Here is a 20,378-nt window from a genome sequence, read left to right on the forward strand (position 1 = left end):
TGAGCGCGGCGCCGAAACCCAACGCCTGAAACGAGCGTGCATGTAGAGCTGCCATCTCGCACCTACTTCGCCTCACGTGGGGCCGCCTGCAACAGCTCCATCAGCTCCTTCTTCCAAAACTTTGCCTGGAAGACCGTGCCGTGGCCCGCAGTCTGGTCGGACGCGGGTATCAGCAGGGCACGGCCGTTCTTCACGCGCTTGATGTCGCGCTCCATCACGCCCAGTTCGGGTGGATTGCGCTCGTCATCGGCTGAATTGATGGCCAACAACGTGGCCGTGATGCGCTCAAGCCCGGCGGCCGGGTTGTAGTCACGTGACGACTCCCATTGGTAGAGCACGTCGTTGGCGTCGGCACTGTAGGCGGCGGCCAGGCGGCTATTGACGAGCTCATCCGCCTTGGCCCGCACCGGTGCGATCTTGTTGAGTGCCTGGTTGCCGCCACTGGTAGCCAGGCCATAGAAAACCGAGGCGAACTGCGCGCTGCGTGGTTGTTTGGTGTAGCCGCCGTTGAGCCAATCGGGGTCGTTGCGGATGGAGTCGATGATGAGGCGCCTGAGCATCCAGTTGCGGCCGGACATCTCCACCGGCAACGAGGCCATGGGGACTGCGGCGTCCATCATGTCGGGGTACTTCTGGGCCAGGAGCCACGTCTCCATACCGCCCATCGAGAACCCCAGCACCAGCCGCAGGCGGCGTATGCCCAAATGCTCGGTCAGCAACCGATGCTGGGCCTCGACCAGATCGTCGTAGTTGTACTTGGGGAAAGCCATCCGAAGCCCATCGGACGGCTTGCTCGATTTGCCGTGCCCGATGGCGTCGGGCAGCACGATGAAGTAGCGGCTGGCATCCAGCGGCTGACCCGCACCGAACAGCTCACCGGCAAAGGCGGCAGCCAGCATGCTGGTGCCCGACTGCGTGGTGCCATGCAGCACCAGGACCGGCTCGCCCGTCGGCGCGCCGACGGTCGTGTAGTGAATGCGAAGCTCGGAAAGCACCTCGCCCGTATGGAAGCGAAAGTCCCGCACCACCCAGTCGCCCTCCTTGACTGCGGGAGCGTCCGCGGCGTCGGCGGACAGAACGGTGAATGCGGTCAGGGCGAGCGTGGCAACACTGATCACCCACTTCAAGCCGACATCGGGAATCATGTTGGGCTCCTCTTGGCATGCGGCACTTGCACCTTGGATTGGGCCCGACTGCGTCCCGGCCAAGGATGCCCCAGCCCTTACTTTGGCCTGCCAGTGGAGCGTGTCTGAAGCGGCAACACGAGCTGGAAAACCCTCCTTGCCGGGCAACCGTGGCGAGGCGCTATCTCAATCGACTCGCATGAAGTCTTCAGCGGCGACCCGTCGCACGAAGTGCGCGGCTTTCGAGATCGTCACGTCTCGCCCGTCGCCGAACTGCCGCGCCGAAATCCCGGGATTGGCGTGCCGGTCGAATGCCCGCCATAGGCGGCGGATCAAACCAGTCAACGCAACACATTCGCTGAGTCTCTCAGCGGGCGTTTGGAAGGCGAGCGTTTTGCGCGGCCTCTCGTTCAATTGTCTGGCGATCGAGTTGAGCTGTAGTTCGGAGTAGCCCGAGATGTCGATGTCCTTTGGCAGGTATTCTTTCCATCAACACCCCTGCTGCTCACAAAGACACTTGAGCCCCATGCTCGACTACCAGCTCGTTTGCGAAGTTCGCTACGAACTTGACCCCCATCGACTGGACGAGTTCGCGGACTACGCCCGCACCTGGGTCCGCCTCATCCGCCGCCATGGTGGCATCCACCACGGCTTCTTCATGCCACGCGAGGCGCCGGCTGGGTCAGCCATGAGCTTCGCGAGCCTGGGTGCCACCGGCCCCGCTAACGAAGCCGTCGCCCTGTTCGCCTTCTCTGACGACGACGCCTACCGCCGCTACCGTGAAAGCGTGGCGGCCGACCCTGAAGGGATAGAGGCCAATACGCGGTTCGCGGACCCGCCCTTCAAGAGCTATCGACGATGCTTCCTTGAGCCGGCGAGCGAGTAGGTCTCCCAATCGAAAATGGCCGGGCAGGTCTCAAACCTTGAGTGAGAGAGGGCTTCAAGGACCTGCGTGGACACGCCGCAAGCGCCACAACGCAACGCCGAATACGACCAGGCCAACTGCCAGCGCTGGCACCAGGGTCACAACGAGGTTGCCGTCCGGCGTGGCCCACGACACGGCACCCGCAGTGACCAAGGCCGCGACAGTCCCGAGCACGATGGCCGGCGATCTGGCTTTCCGACGCTCGCCCTGATTTGCGCTGTTCATGGCTGAGCGAGCGCCTTGGCCAGAATCGGCAGGCTGACGTCCATCCGATAGTCGACCGCCGTATGGTCGTCGCTGAATTCCTCATACACATGCGGCACGTCCATGGCGAGAAGCCGCTTGTGCATTCGCCTGGCGCCATAGACCAGGTTGTATTGGTCGACATCGCCGCAGTCGATGTACAGGGCCTTGAGCGCGACCAGTCCGCGCCCATGCTCTTCGACAAGGCTCAACGGGTCCCAGGCCATCCAGTTCGCCCAGCGCTCGGGAATCAGCTCGCAGGTATCCAGCGTCACCGGCAGGCGAACGCCATAGGGAACTGAAGGATCCGGGTCGAAGCTCGCCGCCTGAGCCAGCATCATGAGGATGTGCACGTCGCTGTCCTTGACCTTCTTGGCCTGCCAGAAGGCGTCGACCCACGCGCCGATCTCGGGTTTCTTGGCGAGCGCCCGAAGCACCGGCACGAATTCGTGCCGATAGAGAAGCTCGAATCCCATGTCGCCGGAATGCACGGCTGCCGCACTCCAGAAGTCCGGATGCAGCAGCGCATGGACCATCGCGCCGTAGCCTCCGCTGGACTTGCCGAAGATGCCGCGGCGGCCCGGCCCGCCGCAGCCAAAGCGGGCTTCGACGAAGGGCACTGCCTCAGCCCGCAGGAAATCGTCCCAGCGTCCTACCGCGGCCGAATTCACATATTGATTGCCACCGAGGCGCGTGAAGCAGTCCGGGAAGGCCACGACGACGGGCGGCATGGCGCCGGTCGCAATCAAGCGGTCGAGCCGCTCAGGCAGGTTCTCGCCAAAATTCTTCCAGTTGGTGTGCGCCGGCCCGCCCGCGGTGAACCCCACGATATCGACCAGCAGCGGCAGGCCGCGGCCGTCATGCCCTGCCGGAACGTAGACGTCGATGGCGCGCAGCGTGGGGTCGCCGAGCAGATTGCCAGCGAGCACCTGGCTGTCAATCGCCAGGCGATGGACCGCACCGGCGGCCATGTTCGAGGTTGTGCGCATCTTGATCGTCCTACCCAAAGCCGAATTGTTCGCCCGCTGCTGACGTTAGCTGCTCGCCGCCCGAGGATAGTCGCGCGTCGACAGTCGGCCCACCCCAAAGCCGACACCGGCCAGTGCCCCGCAGCGCGGAATCAATCCGTGTTCTTCGCCAGGCGAGCTGCGAGCTTCATGAGCGTGGGCACACGCTTCCTGCCGTGCATGGCACGCAGTCGCGCCTTGGCTGCGCCAATGTCGATGCCCGCGCACGTCACAAACAGCGGCTGCGTTTCCTCTTCTCGCATGACCTCGAACTGCGCCGACAGGCCCGGCAGGCGCTTCTTCGAAACACCCACGATAGGCACCTTGCCACCCAGCGCGTGATACAGGTGCTGGCCAAGGCCCGGCGTTTCGTCAGCATCCAGATGGACAAAGCCGTCAACCAGGATGAGCTCCGGTTCCAGGCTGTGCTCGCGCAGCAGTTGCATCACACAGGGCAGCTCTCGCAGGTCGAGTTCTCCTCGCACGGCCTTCTCGACATGGGTGATGCGCGAGATGTAAGTCTGCGTCGCTTCCGCAGCATCCCAGGCGTCGAAAGCCGCAGCAGCAGCATTCGCCTGCGCGCCATCGAAATGAACAGCCACTACGAGTTTCATGCAGGAGTATGAGCCGCTCTGGGAGTGCCGCCGGCTGAAGCCTCCTGCGTTCGCCCTACGATGCACGGCGTCAGCGTGGCGACGCTGGTAAACGCACGGCCGCAGCCGTCCCTGTGAGGGGTGCAGGCTTCGACACCTGCCACTGACACCTTGCCTTCTTTTATCCCATGCCGCTTCTTCTCATCATCGACATGCAGGTCGGCATGACCTGGCCCCAGTCCGGCGTGCGCAACAACCCGCAGGCCGAGGTGCAGATCGCCCGCCTGCTGGACGCCTGGCGCCGCGCCGGCGCACCCATCGTGCACGTTCGCCACATCTCCCGCACACTCGGATCGCCGTTCTGGCCGGGCCAGCCCGGCGCGAAGTTCCAGCCTGCCCTGGCGCCGCGCGACGACGAGCACGTCGTCGAGAAGAACGTGCCCGATGCCTTCACCCACAGTGGCCTGGAGCGCTGGCTGCATGCGCGCGGCCACCGCTCGCTGGTCATCGTCGGCGTCAGCACCAACAACTCGGTCGAGGCCACCGCACGCAGCGCCGGCAACCTGGGTTTTCAGACCCATGTGGTGGCCGACGCCTGCTTTGCCTTCGACCTGACCGACCTGCGCGGCGTGCGCCATGCGGCCGAGGAGGTGCACCAGATGGCGCTGGCCAATCTGCAAAGCGATTACGCCACCGTCATCGACGCCGAGGCGGCCGCCGCGCTGCTGGCCCGCTGAACCATGCGCCTCCTGCTTGTCGAAGACGACCTCATGATCGGCGAGAGCCTGCGCGAGGCTTTGCGCCGCCAGGGCTTCGCAGCTGATTGGGTGCGAGATGGCCAGGCCGCCGATGCGGTCTTGTCCAGCGGCGAACGCTTTGACGCCGTGCTGCTGGACCTGGGCCTGCCCAAGCGAGGCGGCATCGACGTGCTGCGCTCGATGCGGGCGCGCGAGGACGCGACGCCGGTCATCGTGCTGACCGCCCGCGACGCGCTGACCGACAAGGTGGCCGGCCTGGACGCCGGTGCCGACGACTACCTCGTCAAACCCTTCGAGCTGGACGAACTGCTCGCCCGATTGCGCGCCGTCACGCGTCGCCATGGCGGCCGCACCGACACGGGCTTGCAGGTCGCCGATCTGCGCCTGGACCCCGCCACCCGCGAGGTCACGCGCGCCGGCAAACCCATCCTGCTGTCGGCCCGCGAGTTCGCGCTGCTGGAGGCGCTGCTGGAGCGGCCCGGCGCCATCGTGTCGCGCGCCCAGCTCGAGGACCGCCTCTACGGCTGGGGCGAGGAGCTGGAGAGCAACGCCATCAGCGTCTACATGCACCAGCTGCGCAAGAAGCTCGGCGCCGACCTGCTGCATACCGTGCGCGGGCTGGGCTACTACGCCGGCCCTGAAAAAGGTGGCGCGCCATGAAGTGGCTGGGCACGCTGCGCGGCCGCCTCTTCGCGCTGTTGGCGGCACTTGGCGCGGTGACGGCCCTGGCCGTAGCCGGCGCCACCTATGTCAGCGTGCGCGCCGAGGCCGACGAGTTGTTCGATTACCAGTTGCGCCAGACGGCGCTGTCGCTGCGCGACCAGGGCCGCATCGCCGGCGACGAGGCCGCGGCGCTGGCCGACCCCAGCCTGGACTACCTCGTGCAGATCTGGTCCGTGCAGGGGCTGGAGATCTATTCCAGCCGGCCGCAGGGCATGACCGAGGCGCTGCCGGCGCGCGCGGTGCTGGGCTTTTCAAACCTGCACCTCGCCGGGCAGGACTGGCGCGTGTTCAGCGCGGCCACGCCGCAGCGCGTCGTGCAGGTCGCCCAGCCGCTGGCCGTGCGCCAGAAGCTCGCCGCACTGGCGGCCCTGCGCAGTGTCGTACCGCTGGCAGTGGCCCTGCCGCTGGTGGCGGCGGCCGTCTGGTGGCTGCTCGGCGTGTCACTCGCGCCACTGGCGCGCGTCACCCGCGCGGCCCAGGCCGGCGGTGCCAACGCGTTGCACCCGCTGCCCACCGCCGGCCTGCCCGGTGAAGTGGCGCCGCTGGTCGACGCCTTCAACGACCTGCTCGGGCGGCTGTCGTCCGCCTTCGACGCCCAGCGCAGCTTTGTCGCTGACGCCGCCCATGAGCTGCGCTCGCCGCTGACCGCGCTGAAGCTCCAGCTCGGCTTGCTACGCGATGCGGCGCCGGGCGAGGAGCAGGACGCTGCAATAGCCCGCCTGCGCGGCGGCATCGACCGCGCGGTCCATCTCGTCGAGCAGCTGCTGGCCCTGGCCCGCGCCGAGCCCGGTGCCGCGGCGGCCGAGTTGCCGCTGGACCTCGCCGACCTGGCCCGCCAGGCCGTGGCCGATGTGCAGCCGCTGGCCGACAAGGCCGACGTGACGCTGGCCCTGACCGCCCCCGACCCGCTGCCGCTGACCGGCGACCCCCAGGCCCTGCGCGGCGCCCTGCGCAACCTCATCGACAACGCCGTGAAGTACGGCGCCCGAACGGTGCAGGTGAGCGCGCTGCGCGGCTCGCGTGGCGCACCGCTGCTGCGTGTGGACGACGACGGCCCCGGCATCCCGGCCGACCAGCGCGAGCGCGTCTTCGATCGCTTCCAGCGCGGCGAAGGCGCGACGGTTGAAGGCAGCGGGCTGGGTTTGGCCATCGTGCAGGCGGCGGCGCGGCAGCAGGGCGCCAGCATCAGCCTGGACGCATCACCACTCGGCGGGCTGCGTGCGGAGCTGGCCTGGCCGGCCACGTCATGACAACAGCCTGCCGCTGAGCGCCAGCCACACGGTGCGCACCGTGAGGACCGCGAGCGCCATGCTCAGCAGGCCCAGCAGCACGATGGCGATGACCCAGAGCGGCGCGCTGTCGCGGAACTGCGCGTACTTCAACGCTGCGTTGACCAGCGCGGCCAACGGGAAGCCGATCACCCACCAGCCCAGCGAGAAGCTGGCGCCGCGGCGGAACACCTTGGGCACGATGACAACGAACATGAACAGCGCGAAGTAGAAGAGCAGCGCGGCGAAACGGTCGACGCCGCCCACGAGGTTGACGTACGCCAGAAAGCCCACGGCAAAAGGCGCCATCAGGATCATCAGCGACGGCGTCATGGCGGGCGCCAGCGGGTCGCGGTGCACGAGGCGGCTGAAGATCAGCAGGTAGAGCAGCACCGCCAGCACGGCGCCCACGGCACCGGCCATCAGGTTGACCTCCGGCGCCCAGGCCATGGGCATGTGGCTGCCGGTCAGGGGGATGTCCAGCGTGGCCACGCCCGGCATCAGCGAGGCCGGCAGCGCGTGAGACGCGTCCACGCTGCCCTTGAGCAGGCGGGAGGTCGACACCCCTGCGAGGGCGAGCGTTGCCAGCACTCCGACCGTCCAGATAACGCTGGCGGCAGGCGTGCTGTACCGCTCGACAACCGCCGCCACCAGCAGCACCGCGATGACGACGGTGCCGAAGAAGTTGCCGGACACGGGGTGATGGAACTCCGCGTGCACGGCTTGGCGGTGCCAGGCCAGCTTGGCCAGATAGCCCAGCGACAACAACACGAACACGCCCACGGCAAAGGCGGCTATGGCCTCACCCACCCACACCGGCACGCCCAGGCTGATGTGCGCCAGCCGCCATGCAAGTGCCAGCCCCGACAGGCCCATGACCGAACCGAACAGGCTGACGGGCAGGTCGCGCACGGAGCTTGCCGGGCGCGTTTCAAAAGTGGGGGAGGCTGGGCCGATGGGTTGGGTTTGCATGATGAGCCTTCTGGCGCAATTTGCCGGTGTCGACATTTTCTGCCAGACTCGTTTGGGCGTCTTCGCCAACGTGCGACGTTTTCTGCCAGTCATCGGACCTTCTCTGCCATCCCCGCCATGCGCGTCGCCATCCTCGCCTTCCCCCGCTTCCAGCTGCTCGACGTCGCCGGGCCTGCCGATGTCTTCGTCGAGGCCTCGCGCCAGCTCAAGGACCCCAGGGCCTATCAGGTACAGCTGATCTCCAGCGAGGCCGGCCTGCTCACCAGCAGCAGCGGCCTGCGCCTGGCCGTGGATGCGACGGTGGCGACGCATCGCGGGCGCATCGACACCCTGCTCGTGGCTGGCAGCCCCACCATCGAAGACATGGCGAGCGACGGGCCATTGCAGGACTGGCTGCGGCGCCTGTCGCGCACGGTGCGGCGCTACGGCTCAGTCTGCACCGGCGCCTTCGTGCTGGCGGCCACGGGTCTGCTCGACGGCAAGCGCGTCGCGACCCACTGGAACGCCGCGGCACGCCTGGCGGCCGCCTACCCCGAGGCCTGCGTCGAGGCGGACGCCATCTACGTGAAGGACGGCAAGCTGTTCACTTCCGCCGGCGTGACCGCGGGCATGGACCTCGCGCTCGCGATGGTGGAGGAAGACCACGGCCGCGACCTCGCGCTGCGCGTGGCGCGCGAGCTGGTGATGTTCCTCAAGCGGCCCGGCGGCCAGAGCCAGTTCAGCGCCCACCTGGCCGCGCAGACGTCCGAGCGATCCAGCGTGCGCGACGTGCAGGACTATGTGCTGGCCCACCTGAAGGCCGACCTTTCAGTGCCCGCGCTGGCCGCGCGCGCCGGCATGAGCGAGCGCAGCTTTGCACGCACCTTCCGCAGCGAGGCCGGCACCACACCCGCGGCCTTTGTCGACCATGCCCGCATCGATGCCGCCCGCCGCCTGGCCGAGGAGTCGGACCTGCCGGCCAAGCGGCTGGCGGATGCGGTGGGGTATGCGAATGCGGACGGCTTCAGGCGGGCGTTTGCGCGGCGGTTGGGGGTCAGCCTGGCGGAGTACCGCAGGCGGTTTGCGAAGTCCTGACCGACGCCAAGGGCGTGCGGCTCAGGACTAAGGAGCTGGCGCCCGCTTTGCAGCGACTGCCGTCATCCGCGGCAGGTCGCCGGGTTCACGGTCTTGGACAGGAAGCAGTCGTCGAGTCACCTGTCGACATGGCAGCAGCAACGACCGCTTTCGAGCGGCGAGGGTGCGCCACACGCACCTCACCCCGACATCTCTGCAGCGGAAGCTGCAAGCAACCGTCCGATCGCTCAAGCGTCATCTGGGTATCCCTGAAAGAGCCTTCCTGGCGAAGTCATCAGGGCAGTTCCCGCAAGTTCTCCCAGGACCGCTTCAAGTGGTCAATGAACCACCTGCCCGCGGGCCCGGGCGGTTCGGAAGCCGGGTGATACGCGGACATGGTCAACATGAAGCCCGTCCGCGGCATGTCGTCCACATCGAGGACAACCAGGGTGCCGTCAGCGATGTCCTTCTCGACCATGTGCAGTGGCATGCCGCCCCAGCCGACGCAGTCCTTCAGGAAGGCGTACTTGGTCGACAGATCGGCTAGGCGCCAGGTCGACGGCGACACCACGCCGTAGTCGCGTCCTGCCATCAGGTCTGATCGGTCGGTGAGCACCAGCTGGACGTGCTTCGCAAGCTCGCTCCGGGGAATCCGATCTGCCCATGCCGCGAGCGGATGGTTCGCCGCGGCGACCGATACCAGGGGCAATTCGCCCAAGCGTTCGCTCACCAGCGACGGGAACGTCACAGCCGGCAAGGTCGAGAGAATGCCCAAACTGCACCGCCCATCCAGCACGGGCTGGTAAGCCGCTCCCAGGCCCTCCACGAACAGGCGCAACGGCGTAAGAGGGAATTGGCTCGCAAATGCCTTTGCGGCAGCGCTGACGAGCGCAGTGGGGAAGAACACGTCAACCACCACCGAGAGCTCGGTCTCCTGGCCTGCCGCCATCAGCTTGGCTCGGGCCTTCAGCGTGTCCACACCAGACACGATGTTGCGGGCGTCGGCCAGCAGAAGCACACCCTCCGCGGTGAGCTTCGGAAACCGGCCTGAGCGGTCGAAGAGCACCACGCCGATTTGCTGCTCCAACCCGCTGACCCAGCCGCTCACCGCTGACTGCACGCGGTTGAGCTTGCGTGCGGCGGCGGAAAAGCTGCCCTCGTCCACCGCGGCGATGAACGTCCTGAGCTGGTCCAAGGAAACGCCGTCGAGCAATTGAGACTCCTTCCATCTCTTAAACAGATGGATCGAATCTCAATATACCGGCTTCTCAGAATGGAAGCCGGTCTCCATCATTCGTTCCCATGCAGCCATCGCTGCAAAGGATAGGAGGCAGCAGGGACCCATCTCTGTTTTAGCCCCAGTTTCTGCAAGCCACCCTCAAAGGACCCGTCCCATGCGCAAGACCCTCATCGCGGCCGCACTGGCCGCCGCCACCGCACTCGTCGGCACTGCTCACGCGGAAGTCGCAACCTACAGCATCGACCCCACGCACACCTACGTGACCTTCGAGGTCACCCACTTCGGCACTTCGACCAACCGCGGTCGGTTCGACAAGAAGGAAGGAACCGTTCAACTCGACAAGGCGGCCAAGACCGGCAAGGTCGAACTGACGCTCGAGACCGGCTCCATCAGCACCGGTACGGCCGCGTTCGACCAGCACCTGCAGAGCGACAACTTCCTCAACGCCGCCGCGTTCCCGACGGCCAAGTTCGCCGCCAGCACGTTCAGCTTCAACGGCGACAAGGTCAGCGAAGTCGCGGGGCAACTCACGCTGCTGGGCAAGACCCTCCCCGTCGTGCTGAAGGCCTCCAACTTCAACTGCTACACGAACCCCATCCTCAAGCGCGAGGTGTGCGGCGGCGACTTCGAGACCACGATTCAGCGCAGCCAATGGGGCATCGGCTGGGGCATCAACTATGGCATCCCCGACACCGTGAAGCTCGCCGTGCAGGTCGAAGCCGTCAAGCAGTAAGCCCGCTGCGAACCACTCCCACCCACTTCGAGACCCAACATGCAACTCCTTCATCTTGACTCCAGCGCCCTCGGCGCCGCGTCCGTCAGCCGCCAGCTGACTGCTGAAATCGTCGCCCGCCAAAAGGCGCTTCACCTGGACATCCGGGTGACCTATCGGGACCTTGCAGCCGACCCCGCCTTGCACCTCACCGGCGCTCATATGGCCGCACGCATGGGTGCTACCAGCGACGACGCCACCATCAACGCCGACCTGGTCAAGGGCAACGCCTACATGGACGAACTGCTCGCCGCAGACGTCCTCGTCATCGGCGCACCCATGTACAACCTGTCGATTCCGACGCCGCTCAAGGCCTGGATCGACCGCGTCGCCGTGGCCGGCAAGACCTTCCAGTACACCGCGACCGGGCCGCAAGGGCTGCTCAAGGGCAAGAAGGCCTTCATCGCATCGGCGCGGGGCGGCGTCTACTCGGCCGGCAGCCCGGCTGCTGCGCTTGAGCACCAGGAAAGCTACCTCATCGGCCTGCTGGCCTTCCTCGGTGTGACCGACGTGAAGGTCGTGCGCGCCGAAGGCATCGCGTTCGGGCCGCAAGCCAAGGACGCTGCCATCGCGAAGGCCCTCCAAGACATCGAGGCGATTGCGGCCTGAAGGGCACGCGCTTCGCACATCTCAAACCCCCATCGAAAGAATCATCATGACCTCCTACTCCATCATCGGTTCCGGCAACGTCGGCACCGCCCTGGCCCGTCACTTCGCCCGCAGCGGCATTTCCGTTCGGATCGCCAACACGCGCGGCCCCGAGTCCATTGCATCGCTTGCCGCTGAACTTGGCGACAAGGTGGTTCCCGTCGCGTTGCAGGACGCTCTTGCGGCCGACGTCGTCATCCTGGCTGTTCCGTTCCGTGCTCACGCAGCGGTCGGCGGAGCCCTCTCGAACTGGTCTGGCAAGGTCGTTGTAGACGCGATGAACACCTACGGCATCTCGCCGGAAGAGTTGAAGGGGCAGGCTTCCACGGACGTGGTGGCTGCCGCTTTCCCAGGCGCGAAGGTGGTCAAGACGCTGAACCAGCTGCCGGCCAAGCTGCTCGCGCAAGACCCTGCGGTCAACGGTGGTCGGCGTGTCATGTTCGTGTCGAGCAACGACGCCGGCGCTGAGGCGGCGATGGCCAAGCTGGTCGCGGACCTGGGCTTCGCGCCGGTCCCTCTGGGCAAGGCGAACGAGGGCGGGCTGCTGATCGGTATGGGCGGGCCGCTGATCCTGCAGAACCTCATCAAGCTGAGCTGACTGCCGCCCACGGGTGGCTCACCCACTGCTCTCTTCGGATTGTTCATGCCCCGTTCCATCATCAGCGTCGCCCGGCTCGGCACCCCCTGGGAAACCATCGACCCGTTTCTCGTCTGCGCCTATCACCTCGACCACTATCCACCTGGGAACGCCGACTTGGGACCGGTTGAGCCACCACCTGCCGATACAGGTGCCGGAAAGCCCTGGCGCATGTACTTCGGGCAGACGGTGCCAGGCTTCCCTGCCCACCCGCATCGCGGCTTCGAGACCATCACCATCGTCCGCCAGGGCGTGGTCGACCACTCGGACTCACTGGGCGCCACAGCCCGGTATGGCGCGGGCGATGTGCAGTGGCTGACTGCGGGGCGTGGTGTCGTGCATGCGGAGATGTTCCCTTTGCTGGACCCCCTCGAGCCGAACACGCTGGAGCTGTTTCAGATATGGCTGAACCTGCCGGCGCGCGACAAGATGGCTGAGCCCAGCTTCAAGATGTTCTGGGCCGAGGACATCCCGAGGCATGTTGAAGCCGGCGTCGACGTCACATGCATCGTCGGCGCCTTGCACGGAGTGCACATGCAACAGCCGCCGTCACCGCCTTCAAGGTCATGGGCGTCAGACCCTAGTTCAAACTTGGCCGTGTGGACGTTGAAGATGGCGCCGGGTGCGAGGTGGCAGCTACCGCCTGCCTTGGGTAGTGGCACGCGCAGGCAGCTCCTCTTCTTCAAGGGCTCCACGCTGACCATCGACGGTGAGTGCGTCGACGCGCGTTCTGCTATCGAGGTCGACTGCTCCGCCGTGGTCGAGCTTGTAAATGGGTCCAAGGAAGCCGAGGTACTGCTGCTCCAAGGCCGCTCGATTGAAGAACCCGTCGTGCGGCACGGGCCGTTCGTGATGACCACGCTAGACGAAATCCGACGTGCCTACGAAGACTACCGACACACCCGGTTTGGAGATTGGGCTTGGGGCGTCTACGACCCGAACCATGGCTCGAAGCGGGGAAGGTTCGCTTCAACCGATTGACTTTCGAGGACCGTGGTCAAGCGACTGCTCCCATGGGCGAAGCTGCCGGTCGGTGCCAGCAGCGCTCAACGACCGGTCCGGACGGCTGCTGTCGCTGCTGCATTGGCATGTGAATGACTCAGCTCAGCCTGATGCCAAAGTTCGGCGGACTACTGCTTCGCAGCGGTTGCCGTCGTTCGACGATGGCAACCATGCGACGGCTTTGCGCCCTAAGCGGAAGGTCGAGATCGACGCTCAAGGGCGGCACTGCAGCGGGTGCAGTCTTCCGATCCAGGTTGCCAGGTTCACGCTCCCGGACACGAACCAGCAGCGATGGCCGCTGTCGGGGAGCGCCCCGGAATAGGTGTGGCACTTGAGCGAGGGATGAGTGCGCCTGCGATGCGGCTGGAGGCTGCCGCAGGAGCAGAATTCGCGGCCTGCGAGGCGCTGATCGCCCGCAATCGCTCCGCCACTTCCAGATCACGACGAGTTCGCGCCCTCATCGACCGTCGTGTACGGGGTTTTGCAGACCTTCCCTAGCAGGTCGATGGTCGAACGTCACGCCGTCAAAAGGGGCAGGCGGAGAGGCACGGAGCCGCCGCCTCCACGGCACTAGCGCTTACACGCCCACTCCGATCAGGTTGACTGTCGGAGCCGTGCCGTTGCTGAGGCTCAGGCCCAGTTGCCTCGAGTAGGGCTGCGCCGCAGTGGGACGAAAGCGGATGCGGAAAGTGCACGAACCGCCGTTAGCCGCCAGTGTGCCGCTGGTGCAGGTGTTCTCGTAGAGCTCCCAGTTGGCCGGCGCCGTGACGCTAACGCCAGTGGCCACCGTCGTGGTGCTGGTGTTCTTCAGCGTGAACACGTCCGATCCGGTGCCTGAGCCGATCACCTGATTACCCCAGTTGATGGTGGGGTAGTCGGTCAGGCCGGCGACGTAGAGGTGCAAGCTCGCCTGCACGCCCACTCCGATCAGGTTGACTGTCGGAGCCGTGCCGTTGCTGAGGCTCAGGCCCAGTTGCCCCGAGTAGGGCTGCGCCGCAGTGGGATGAAAGCGGATGCGGAAAGTGCACGAACCGCCGTTAGCCGCCAGTGTGCCGCTGGTGCAGGTGTTCTCGTAGAGCTCCCAACTGGCCGGCGCCGTGACGCTAACGCCAGTGGCCGCCGTCGTGGTGCTGGTGTTCTTCAGCGTGAACATGTCCGATCCGGTGCCTGAGCCGATCACCTGATTACCCCAGTTGATGGTGGGGTAGTCGGTCAGGCCGGCGACGTACAGGTGCAGCGTCGCCTGCACGCCTACGCCGATCAGGGTGACCGTGGGGGCGGTGCCGTTGTTGAGGGTCAGCCCCAGCTGTCCCGAGTAGGGCTGCGCCTGGGTCGGCAGGAAGCGGAGGCGGAAGGTGCACGATCCACCGTTGGCCGCCAGCGTGCCGCTGGTGCAGTTGTTTTCGTAGAGCTGCCAGCCGGCCGGCGCCGTCACGCTGACACCGGTCGCCGCCGCCACCGTGTTCGTGTTTTTCAGTGCGAACAGATCCGAGCCGGTGGTCGAGTTGAGTTCCTGGTTCAGCCAGTTGACGGTGGGGTAGTCGACCAGGCCGCCGACGTACAGGTGCAGGCTCGCCTGCGCTGCATCGACGGTCAGGTTCGCGTTGCGCGTGGCCGGTGTATTGAGCGTGTTCTTCGCCGTCGCGGTGCAGGTCAGCGTGCCGACGACGGTCACCGGCACGGGGATGCTGCCACTGGCGCCAACGCCCGTCGCCGCGAAGCCGTTGGTGCAGCTGACGTCGACCGAGGCGGCGTTCTGGGCGGCCCAGCTGAAGGTCACCGTGTTGCCCGCCCGGATGCTAGCAACGTCGAAGCTGGCCGAAGTCACTTGCGCCGCCACAACCCCGGTGCCATTCAGGGACACCGGCGCCAAGGCGCCCTTGGCATGGCTGAGCGTCAGCGCCGCCTGGCGCGCGCCCGTCTGTGCCGGCTGGAACTTGACGCGGAAGCTGCAGCTGCCCTGGGTGCCGAGCATGGTGGCACAGCTGTTGTCGGTGACCACCCAGTCGTTGGCGCCTCCGATGGCGAACGCCAGTCCGGTGGCGGCCGTCGAGAGGCTCTTGTTGGTCAACTTGAAGTCGGCATATTCGGGTGCCGCGCCAATCGTGTGCGCGCCGAGGTCCACGCTGGCCGGGTTCACCCACTTGTCGTAGCTGATCTCCAGGTCGGGGGCCATCCAGGCCTTGAGCACGTTGAACCAGCCGTAGTTGGCGAGCTGCGGGTTCTCCTGCTGCTCCTGAGCCGTGAAGAAGTCATCCGCGTCCCAGAGGATGATGCCGCCCACGTGTTGCCCCGCGGTCCATTGCAGCGAGGTGCGGAACACCTCGGCGGGCAGCAGCCGCTCCTTGTAGTCGACCAGGCCGTGGGTCGTCCGGCATATGGTGCGATTGGCATCCGTCAGCTTGATTTCGTCGTCGGTGATGCCGAGCTTGACGCGGCAGAGGCTGTCGAACTCGCCATCAGAGAACCAGCGCGTGCCGACGAACGGGATGACGGGTAGCTGCCATTCGCGGGCCAGCTCGAGGGTCTGCGTGTTCTTCGCCTCCCAGAGCGCCTGGTAGTCGGTGTGGTTGGGCGAATAGTCGAAGTACAGGGCCGGCGCAACGAAATCGACACTGGTGCGCAGTGCGTTCTTCAGCGTGCGGTTGCCTGCCCGGTGCCCTTTGCACAGCTTGTCGCTGTAGGAATCGTTGCTGGCGTCGGTGTCCTGGTCGATGGCGGGGAGGCAGTCGGCGTTGATGGCGTTCGGCATGCCATACATGCCGAACTGGAGGTTGGCCCGGCACTGCGCGTTCTCGTTGATGCCTTCGCGCACCCATTTGACGAGCAACTGGTAGTTGTCAAAGTTGAGCCTGGCCTGAGTGATCTTGGCCTGGTCAAGGGTGGTGGCCAGCTCATCCACCCAGTACTGCATGTGCCACTCGATGTCGATCACCAGGGTGTTGACGCCAGCACTGGGTCCATAGGACGGGCTAGCGCAGAAGTCGCGGCCAATCTGCCGGACAGCTTCCGCATCGGCATCAACCAATAGCCGGGGCGGAGGCGTGTCCGTGTCCACCCACGTTTCGTGGCCCACCCACTTGGGTTCGTCCAAACGCTTCTGGGGCCAGACGTAGATCTTGCGGAGCCCGAGGCTGGCTTGGAGGGCGCTCGTGTCCTTGTTGTCATAGACCACGCTGTCGTAGACCGGCACCGATAGGCCGCCGGTCATGTCGCCCGCAGCCAGCGCGCGTCGCGTAGGTTGCTCGGCGCCGACAGCGGCAGCTTTCGCAGCCAGCGGGGCTTCATAGCCGCCACCGCCGCAGGCCGTGATCAGACTGCAGCAAGCCACAGCTAACAGCGCACTCGCACGCATCCCATTTTTCATGGACCCTCCCCTGTTGAGATTCGCAATCAAGCCCGGCCGCATCACGTGCGTAGGGCGTACTCTTTGGCGCGCGATTGTAGGCAAAACCATCCGATCAATAGCAAGCCTGCTACAGCGGGAGCGGATAGGTTGTGACCTTGATCAAAACGGGTGTTGGTACCAGTGCGTGGTCTGCCCCGCGGTCGAGCGACCGGTTCCCTGCTTGAAGCCGCCGGGCGGGGCCAGCGGCACCCAATGACGGGTTTTCGTGGATGTTGCCGCTCGTGCATCGGCCCACGAATGACTCAGATCAGCCTGAAGCCGCCACCGCAGACTCCACGTCCCACGTCGCCTTAACTTTCACCTCACCTTCCCCTCATCGAGCCCTCACCTCCCCTCCCTAGAGTCCACGGCAACGGCTGCGCCGCAGCCCGCCCCTAGAGGAGAGTTCTCGATGACCCAGACCGCCAAGATGACGGTGACTGCCGCGGCCGCTGCGCTGCTGGCTGCCGGTGTGACGCTGACCACCACGGCTTCGGGGTGGACCTTGCCCGGGTTTCACAAGGCGCCCGCCGCAGCGGCCACCGACGCGACGCCCGGCGGCGCCGCCCCGACCACCGTGGCCCTCGCTGCGGCCACCACACCGGCACCCGCCGTGGCCCTTCCCCCCGCCCAGTTGCCCAACTACCGCGCCATCGTGCAGACCCAGGGCCCGGCCGTGGTCGGCATCACCGTGGCCGGCCTGCACAAGGTGGGCAATGACGACGGCGACGAAGGCCCCGTCGCGCGGGGTGACGATGACCCCTTCTTCCGCTTCTTCCGCGGCATCCCCGGGCTGCGCATGCCGCAGCAGGGGCCGCAACCCTTCCGCGGCCAGGGCTCCGGTTTCATCATCAGCAGCGACGGTGTCGTGCTGACCAACGCCCACGTCGTGCGCGACGCCAAGCAGGTCACCGTCAAGCTCAGCGACCGCCGGGAGTTCTCGGCCAAGGTGCTGGGCAGCGACCCGGCCACCGACATCGCCGTGCTCAAGCTCGACGCCAAGGGCCTGCCCACCGTGCAGCTGGGCGACCCCAAGCAGGTGCAGGTCGGCGACTATGTGCTGGCCATCGGCGCGCCCTATGGCTTCGAGCAGACGGCCACGCAGGGCATCGTCAGCGCCAAGGGTCGCTCGCTGCCCGGCGACAGCGTCGTGCCCTTCATCCAGACCGACGCGGCCGTGAACCCGGGCAACTCGGGCGGCCCGCTGTTCGACGCGGCCGGCCGTGTCGTCGGCGTCAACGCGCAGATCTTCTCGCAGAGCGGCGGCTTCCAGGGCCTGGCCTTCTCCATCCCGGTGGACGTGGCGCTGAAGGTCAAGGACCAGATCGTTGCCCACGGCAAGGTCGAGCATGCGCGACTGGGCGTCACGCTGCAGGACCTGTCGGCGCCGCTGGCCTCGTCCTTCGGCCTGGGTGTACCCGACGGCGCCCTGGTCTCCAGCGTGCAGCCCGAAAGCGCCGCCGCCAAGGCCGGGCTGAAGGCGGGTGACGTCATCACGGCCATTGACGGCGAGCCGGTGCGCGTGGCGGGCGACGTTTCCAGCCGCGTCGGCCTGGCCCGCCCCGGCGACAAGCTCAAGCTGGAGCTGTGGCGCGACAAGTCCCGCGTCAGCGAGACCGTCAGCCTGGGCCGCGCCGACAAGGACGCACAGGAAGCCAGCGCCACGCCCCAGGGCGGCTCGCTGGGCCTGGCGCTGCGTCCGCTGGAGCGCCAGGAGCTGCGCGGCTCGGGGCTGGACCATGGCCTGCTGATCGAAGGCGTGACCGGCCCGGCCCAGCTGGCCGGCGTGCAGCCCGGCGACGTGCTGCTGGCCCTGAACGGCAAGCCGGTGCAGAACGTGGAGCAGGTGCGCGACGCGCTGAAGGGCAAGCCGGCCTCGGTGGCCTTGCTGGTGGCGCGTGACGGCCAGCAGATCTTTGTGCCGGTGCGACTCGGCTGACACATCTCGACGGCAGGGTGGCAGGCGCCACTCCGCACCTGGCCCGCGGCTCATCTGCCGCGGGCTTTTTTTCATCAGCGCTCCAGCCGGTGAAAACTCACGCGGCCGCCTGCCGGCCGGCCGGTTGCGCTAGGCTGCGTGTCATCTCACCGACTGCGGAGACCGCCCTGGAGATCTTGCTTGAACTGCTGCTCGAACTGATCTTCCAGGTCTTCGGCGAACTGCTCGTCGAACTCGGCCTGCATGCCGTGGCCGAGCCTTTTCGCAAGCAGCCCAGCGTCTGGGTGGCCGTGCTCGGCTATGTGCTGCTGGGCGGCATCGTCGGCGCGCTGAGCCTGTGGCTGATGCCCCAGCACCTGACGCGCGATGGCTGGCCCCGCCTGGCCAACCTCGTCGTCACGCCCGTGATCGCCGGTTTCGCAATGACGCTGATGGGCCTCTGGCGCGCGCGCCGCGGCGACCCGGTGCTGCGCATCGACCGCTTCGCCTACGGCTATCTGTTCGCACTGACGGTCGCCGTCGTGCGCTACAACTTCGCAAGCTGAGCCGCCATGGACGCCATTCGCTGGGTTCTCATCCTCATCGCGATTGGCGCTGCAGCTGCCGCCGCCCTGTGGCTGGGGCTGAGCGCGCCGCCCGCAGGCCCGGCCTCGCCCTCCCAGCCCACGACCGTCGTGGCCCAGCCCGCCGCGCCGCCCCTGGCGGCTTCGGCAGCCTCGACAACCACCCGCGCGGTGGCGCGCGCCGCCTCCGCAACGGCTTCGCCGACACCCACCTCCGCAAGGCCGGCCGCACCGCGCATCGGCTCGGAAGGGTACGGCCCGCACATCGATCGTGCGATGGCCGGCGACGATGCGGCGGCCGCCTGGGAGGCGGTGCGCTGGCTGCGGCTTTGCGCGTCGAACGAGACGCGGCGCAACAGCTTCGAGACCGTCCGCAACCAGGGGATATCGCCGGAAATGATGACCCAGATGATGGTGGAGGCCGATGCCGAGTCGAGGCGCTGCCAGACCGTGACCGCCCAGCACCGCGTGATGCTGCCGGAACTGGCCTCACGGGCGGTGCGGGCCGGCGTGGCCGAGGCGGCCTCGGCCTTTGCCGCCGCGACCTTCCCCGGCGACCTGACCGCCGCGCAGCGCCAGCAGGTGGCCGAAGCGATGCGGCGTGACGCGCTCGCCGGTGACGGGCTCAGCCTCATCAATGCGGCGACGTCCAACCCCGCGTGGGGACTGAGCGACGCCGAGCGTTTGAGCTTTCTGATGGCCTACGCCGAACTGCCCGATCACCCTGAGGCCAAGGGCATGGCCAAGTCGCTGCTGGAGCGGGGTGCGCTTCACCTGGCCGCGCCGCCCACACCGCAGCAGATGGCCGCGGCCAGAGAGGCGGCGCAACAGATCCTTGCGCGCAGGCATGCTGGCGGCAAGCCCTGAGGTCGCTCAAGGCATGCCGTTGTCCACGTAGTCGGCAAACCCCGGCCGCGCGCTCAAGCGCTGCAGCCAGGCCTCCACCGCCGGCAGTTCCACGCGCTCGATCGGCGCGTTCTTCCAGCGCTGGGCCGACAGGCCGAGCACGACGTCGGCCAGCGTGAACTCAGGCCCGGTCACGAAGGCGCCCGTCTTGGCGAGCTGCACTTCCAGCATGCCCATGTGCTTGTTCCAGTTCGCCACGCCTGCAGTGATGGCCTCGGGCGTGGCCGGCTGGCCGCGCACCAGCGCCATGAAGGCGACGCGCCAGCTGTTGTTCAGCTCGCCGGCCTGCCAGTCCATCCACTGCTCGACCCTGGCGCGCGCCTGCGGCTCGGTCGGCAGCAGCGTGGTTGCGTAGAGCTTGGTGGCGAGATAGCGGCAGATGGCATTGCTCTCCCACAGCACGAAGTCACCATCGATGAGCACGGGTATCAGGCCGTTGGGGTTCATCGCCAGATAGCCCGGCTCCTGCGGCGAGCGAAAACCCGCCCCCCAGTCCTCGCGGTCGAGCTCGAGATCGAGCTGCGCGGCGGTCCACATGACCTTGCGGACGTTGATGGAGGTGAGGCGGCCGAGGAGACGGAGAGCAGGCATGGGAGATGCGGGCGAGTCAACGGAGC

The 20,378-nt window shown here is 66.9% G+C and carries 19 protein-coding genes and 1 pseudogene; 12 read left to right on the forward strand and 8 right to left on the reverse strand.

Annotated features, from left to right (window positions below; translation table 11 throughout):
• Positions 1-62: 62 nt before the first annotated feature.
• Both ASC91_RS27970 and ASC91_RS30565 read right to left on the reverse strand, forming a co-directional pair.
• Entirely contained in the window at positions 63-1,145 is a 1,083-nt protein-coding gene (locus tag ASC91_RS27970) for an alpha/beta fold hydrolase (protein ID WP_056205429.1), read from the reverse strand.
• 315 nt (positions 1,146-1,460) lie between these two features.
• Positions 1,461-1,610 (reverse strand): annotated as a pseudogene (locus ASC91_RS30565) (IS30 family transposase); the annotation flags it as partial.
• A gap of 40 nt (positions 1,611-1,650) precedes the next feature.
• Here ASC91_RS30565 and ASC91_RS27975 point away from each other — a divergent pair.
• Complete coding sequence (locus ASC91_RS27975; RefSeq protein WP_056205431.1) at positions 1,651-2,010, forward strand: NIPSNAP family protein; 360 nt, start codon at positions 1,651-1,653, stop codon at positions 2,008-2,010.
• Between the two features lie 260 nt (positions 2,011-2,270).
• Here the strand turns inward: ASC91_RS27975 and ASC91_RS27980 are convergent, their stop codons facing one another.
• Positions 2,271-3,281 carry an alpha/beta hydrolase family protein gene (locus ASC91_RS27980; RefSeq protein ID WP_056205432.1) on the reverse strand — a complete coding sequence of 337 codons (1,011 nt, stop codon included), beginning with the start codon at positions 3,279-3,281 and terminating at the stop codon, positions 2,271-2,273.
• 131 nt (positions 3,282-3,412) lie between these two features.
• Positions 3,413-3,913, reverse strand: a complete 501-nt coding sequence (locus tag ASC91_RS27985) for an endonuclease V (protein ID WP_082533081.1) — start codon at positions 3,911-3,913, stop codon at positions 3,413-3,415.
• 167 nt (positions 3,914-4,080) lie between these two features.
• On the opposite strand from ASC91_RS27985, the gene ASC91_RS27990 reads away from it, so the two are divergent.
• The 3 genes from ASC91_RS27990 to ASC91_RS28000 are packed head-to-tail and all read left to right on the forward strand — an operon-like array spanning position 4,081 to position 6,623.
• Positions 4,081-4,629: a cysteine hydrolase family protein gene (locus ASC91_RS27990; RefSeq protein ID WP_056205436.1), complete on the forward strand. Its 549-nt coding sequence runs from the start codon at positions 4,081-4,083 to the stop codon at positions 4,627-4,629.
• A gap of 3 nt (positions 4,630-4,632) precedes the next feature.
• The gene (locus tag ASC91_RS27995; RefSeq protein ID WP_056205437.1) at positions 4,633-5,310 is read left to right on the forward strand and encodes a response regulator transcription factor; all 678 of its coding nucleotides are present in this window, start codon (positions 4,633-4,635) and stop codon (positions 5,308-5,310) included.
• On the forward strand, positions 5,307-6,623 hold the full coding sequence (locus tag ASC91_RS28000) for an ATP-binding protein (RefSeq protein WP_235532130.1): 1,317 nt from the start codon (positions 5,307-5,309) through the stop codon (positions 6,621-6,623). The genes ASC91_RS27995 and ASC91_RS28000 overlap by 4 nt, the downstream gene beginning before the upstream one ends.
• Here the strand turns inward: ASC91_RS28000 and ASC91_RS28005 are convergent.
• Positions 6,618-7,613 (reverse strand): SLAC1 anion channel family protein, encoded by a 996-nt coding sequence (locus ASC91_RS28005; protein WP_056205439.1) that lies wholly within the window; start codon positions 7,611-7,613, stop codon positions 6,618-6,620. The genes ASC91_RS28000 and ASC91_RS28005 overlap by 6 nt on opposite strands.
• Before the next feature lie 117 nt (positions 7,614-7,730).
• Here ASC91_RS28005 and ASC91_RS28010 point away from each other — a divergent pair, with 117 nt between their 5' ends.
• Positions 7,731-8,687, forward strand: a complete 957-nt coding sequence (locus tag ASC91_RS28010; protein ID WP_056205441.1) for a GlxA family transcriptional regulator — start codon at positions 7,731-7,733, stop codon at positions 8,685-8,687.
• Positions 8,688-8,961: 274 nt separating this feature from the next.
• On the opposite strand, the gene ASC91_RS28015 is transcribed toward ASC91_RS28010, so the two are convergent.
• Entirely contained in the window at positions 8,962-9,879 is a 918-nt protein-coding gene (locus ASC91_RS28015) for a LysR family transcriptional regulator (RefSeq protein ID WP_056205443.1), read from the reverse strand.
• Between the two features lie 181 nt (positions 9,880-10,060).
• On the opposite strand from ASC91_RS28015, the gene ASC91_RS28020 reads away from it, so the two are divergent.
• Genes ASC91_RS28020 through ASC91_RS28035 form a run of 4 tightly spaced genes read left to right on the forward strand, consistent with a single transcriptional unit; the run spans position 10,061 to position 12,944 of the window.
• Positions 10,061-10,639 carry a YceI family protein gene (locus tag ASC91_RS28020; RefSeq protein ID WP_056205444.1) on the forward strand — a complete coding sequence of 193 codons (579 nt, stop codon included), beginning with the start codon at positions 10,061-10,063 and terminating at the stop codon, positions 10,637-10,639.
• 39 nt (positions 10,640-10,678) lie between these two features.
• Positions 10,679-11,287, forward strand: a complete 609-nt coding sequence (locus tag ASC91_RS28025) for an FMN-dependent NADH-azoreductase (RefSeq protein ID WP_056205446.1) — start codon at positions 10,679-10,681, stop codon at positions 11,285-11,287.
• Positions 11,288-11,333: 46 nt separating this feature from the next.
• Positions 11,334-11,924: an NADPH-dependent F420 reductase gene (locus ASC91_RS28030; protein WP_056205448.1), complete on the forward strand. Its 591-nt coding sequence runs from the start codon at positions 11,334-11,336 to the stop codon at positions 11,922-11,924.
• Between the two features lie 45 nt (positions 11,925-11,969).
• Positions 11,970-12,944 carry a pirin family protein gene (locus tag ASC91_RS28035; protein ID WP_056205689.1) on the forward strand — a complete coding sequence of 325 codons (975 nt, stop codon included), beginning with the start codon at positions 11,970-11,972 and terminating at the stop codon, positions 12,942-12,944.
• 598 nt (positions 12,945-13,542) lie between these two features.
• On the opposite strand, the gene ASC91_RS28040 is transcribed toward ASC91_RS28035, so the two are convergent.
• Positions 13,543-16,176, reverse strand: coding sequence for a choice-of-anchor D domain-containing protein (locus tag ASC91_RS28040; protein ID WP_162247882.1), 2,634 nt, complete (start codon positions 16,174-16,176; stop codon positions 13,543-13,545).
• Between the two features lie 589 nt (positions 16,177-16,765).
• Between ASC91_RS28040 and ASC91_RS28045 the strand changes: the two genes are divergently transcribed.
• The 3 genes from ASC91_RS28045 to ASC91_RS28060 all read left to right on the forward strand — a co-directional run bounded on the left by ASC91_RS28045 (position 16,766) and on the right by ASC91_RS28060 (position 19,722).
• Complete coding sequence (locus tag ASC91_RS28045; RefSeq protein ID WP_235532131.1) at positions 16,766-18,292, forward strand: Do family serine endopeptidase; 1,527 nt, start codon at positions 16,766-16,768, stop codon at positions 18,290-18,292.
• Positions 18,293-18,468: 176 nt separating this feature from the next.
• Positions 18,469-18,837, forward strand: a complete 369-nt coding sequence (locus ASC91_RS28050; RefSeq protein ID WP_056205453.1) for a hypothetical protein — start codon at positions 18,469-18,471, stop codon at positions 18,835-18,837.
• 6 nt (positions 18,838-18,843) lie between these two features.
• Entirely contained in the window at positions 18,844-19,722 is an 879-nt protein-coding gene (locus ASC91_RS28060; protein WP_157282215.1) for a hypothetical protein, read from the forward strand.
• A 6-nt stretch (positions 19,723-19,728) separates the two neighbouring features.
• On the opposite strand, the gene ASC91_RS28065 is transcribed toward ASC91_RS28060, so the two are convergent.
• Positions 19,729-20,352 carry a glutathione S-transferase family protein gene (locus ASC91_RS28065; protein WP_056205458.1) on the reverse strand — a complete coding sequence of 208 codons (624 nt, stop codon included), beginning with the start codon at positions 20,350-20,352 and terminating at the stop codon, positions 19,729-19,731.
• Positions 20,353-20,378 lie beyond the last annotated feature (26 nt).

Source organism: Pelomonas sp. Root1237 (assembly GCF_001425055.1).
GTDB lineage: Bacteria > Pseudomonadota > Gammaproteobacteria > Burkholderiales > Burkholderiaceae_C > Pelomonas.

Bases quoted from the DNA above. Each gene is read 5' to 3' on its own strand.
- ASC91_RS28010 (WP_056205441.1), top strand. From the start codon at position 7,731: ATGCGCGTCGCCATCCTCGCCTTCCCCCGCTTCCAGCTGCTCGACGTC.
- ASC91_RS27970 (WP_056205429.1), bottom strand. From the start codon at position 1,145: ATGATTCCCGATGTCGGCTTGAAGTGGGTGATCAGTGTTGCCACGCTC.
- ASC91_RS28060 (WP_157282215.1), top strand. From the start codon at position 18,844: ATGGACGCCATTCGCTGGGTTCTCATCCTCATCGCGATTGGCGCTGCA.
- ASC91_RS28025 (WP_056205446.1), top strand. From the start codon at position 10,679: ATGCAACTCCTTCATCTTGACTCCAGCGCCCTCGGCGCCGCGTCCGTC.
- ASC91_RS28045 (WP_235532131.1), top strand. From the start codon at position 16,766: ATGACCCAGACCGCCAAGATGACGGTGACTGCCGCGGCCGCTGCGCTG.
- ASC91_RS27975 (WP_056205431.1), top strand. From the start codon at position 1,651: ATGCTCGACTACCAGCTCGTTTGCGAAGTTCGCTACGAACTTGACCCC.
- ASC91_RS28000 (WP_235532130.1), top strand. From the start codon at position 5,307: ATGAAGTGGCTGGGCACGCTGCGCGGCCGCCTCTTCGCGCTGTTGGCG.
- ASC91_RS28030 (WP_056205448.1), top strand. From the start codon at position 11,334: ATGACCTCCTACTCCATCATCGGTTCCGGCAACGTCGGCACCGCCCTG.
- ASC91_RS28065 (WP_056205458.1), bottom strand. From the start codon at position 20,352: ATGCCTGCTCTCCGTCTCCTCGGCCGCCTCACCTCCATCAACGTCCGC.
- ASC91_RS28005 (WP_056205439.1), bottom strand. From the start codon at position 7,613: ATGCAAACCCAACCCATCGGCCCAGCCTCCCCCACTTTTGAAACGCGC.
- ASC91_RS28040 (WP_162247882.1), bottom strand. From the start codon at position 16,176: ATGACCGGCGGCCTATCGGTGCCGGTCTACGACAGCGTGGTCTATGAC.
- ASC91_RS27990 (WP_056205436.1), top strand. From the start codon at position 4,081: ATGCCGCTTCTTCTCATCATCGACATGCAGGTCGGCATGACCTGGCCC.
- ASC91_RS27985 (WP_082533081.1), bottom strand. From the start codon at position 3,913: ATGAAACTCGTAGTGGCTGTTCATTTCGATGGCGCGCAGGCGAATGCT.
- ASC91_RS28020 (WP_056205444.1), top strand. From the start codon at position 10,061: ATGCGCAAGACCCTCATCGCGGCCGCACTGGCCGCCGCCACCGCACTC.
- ASC91_RS27995 (WP_056205437.1), top strand. From the start codon at position 4,633: ATGCGCCTCCTGCTTGTCGAAGACGACCTCATGATCGGCGAGAGCCTG.
- ASC91_RS27980 (WP_056205432.1), bottom strand. From the start codon at position 3,281: ATGCGCACAACCTCGAACATGGCCGCCGGTGCGGTCCATCGCCTGGCG.
- ASC91_RS28035 (WP_056205689.1), top strand. From the start codon at position 11,970: ATGCCCCGTTCCATCATCAGCGTCGCCCGGCTCGGCACCCCCTGGGAA.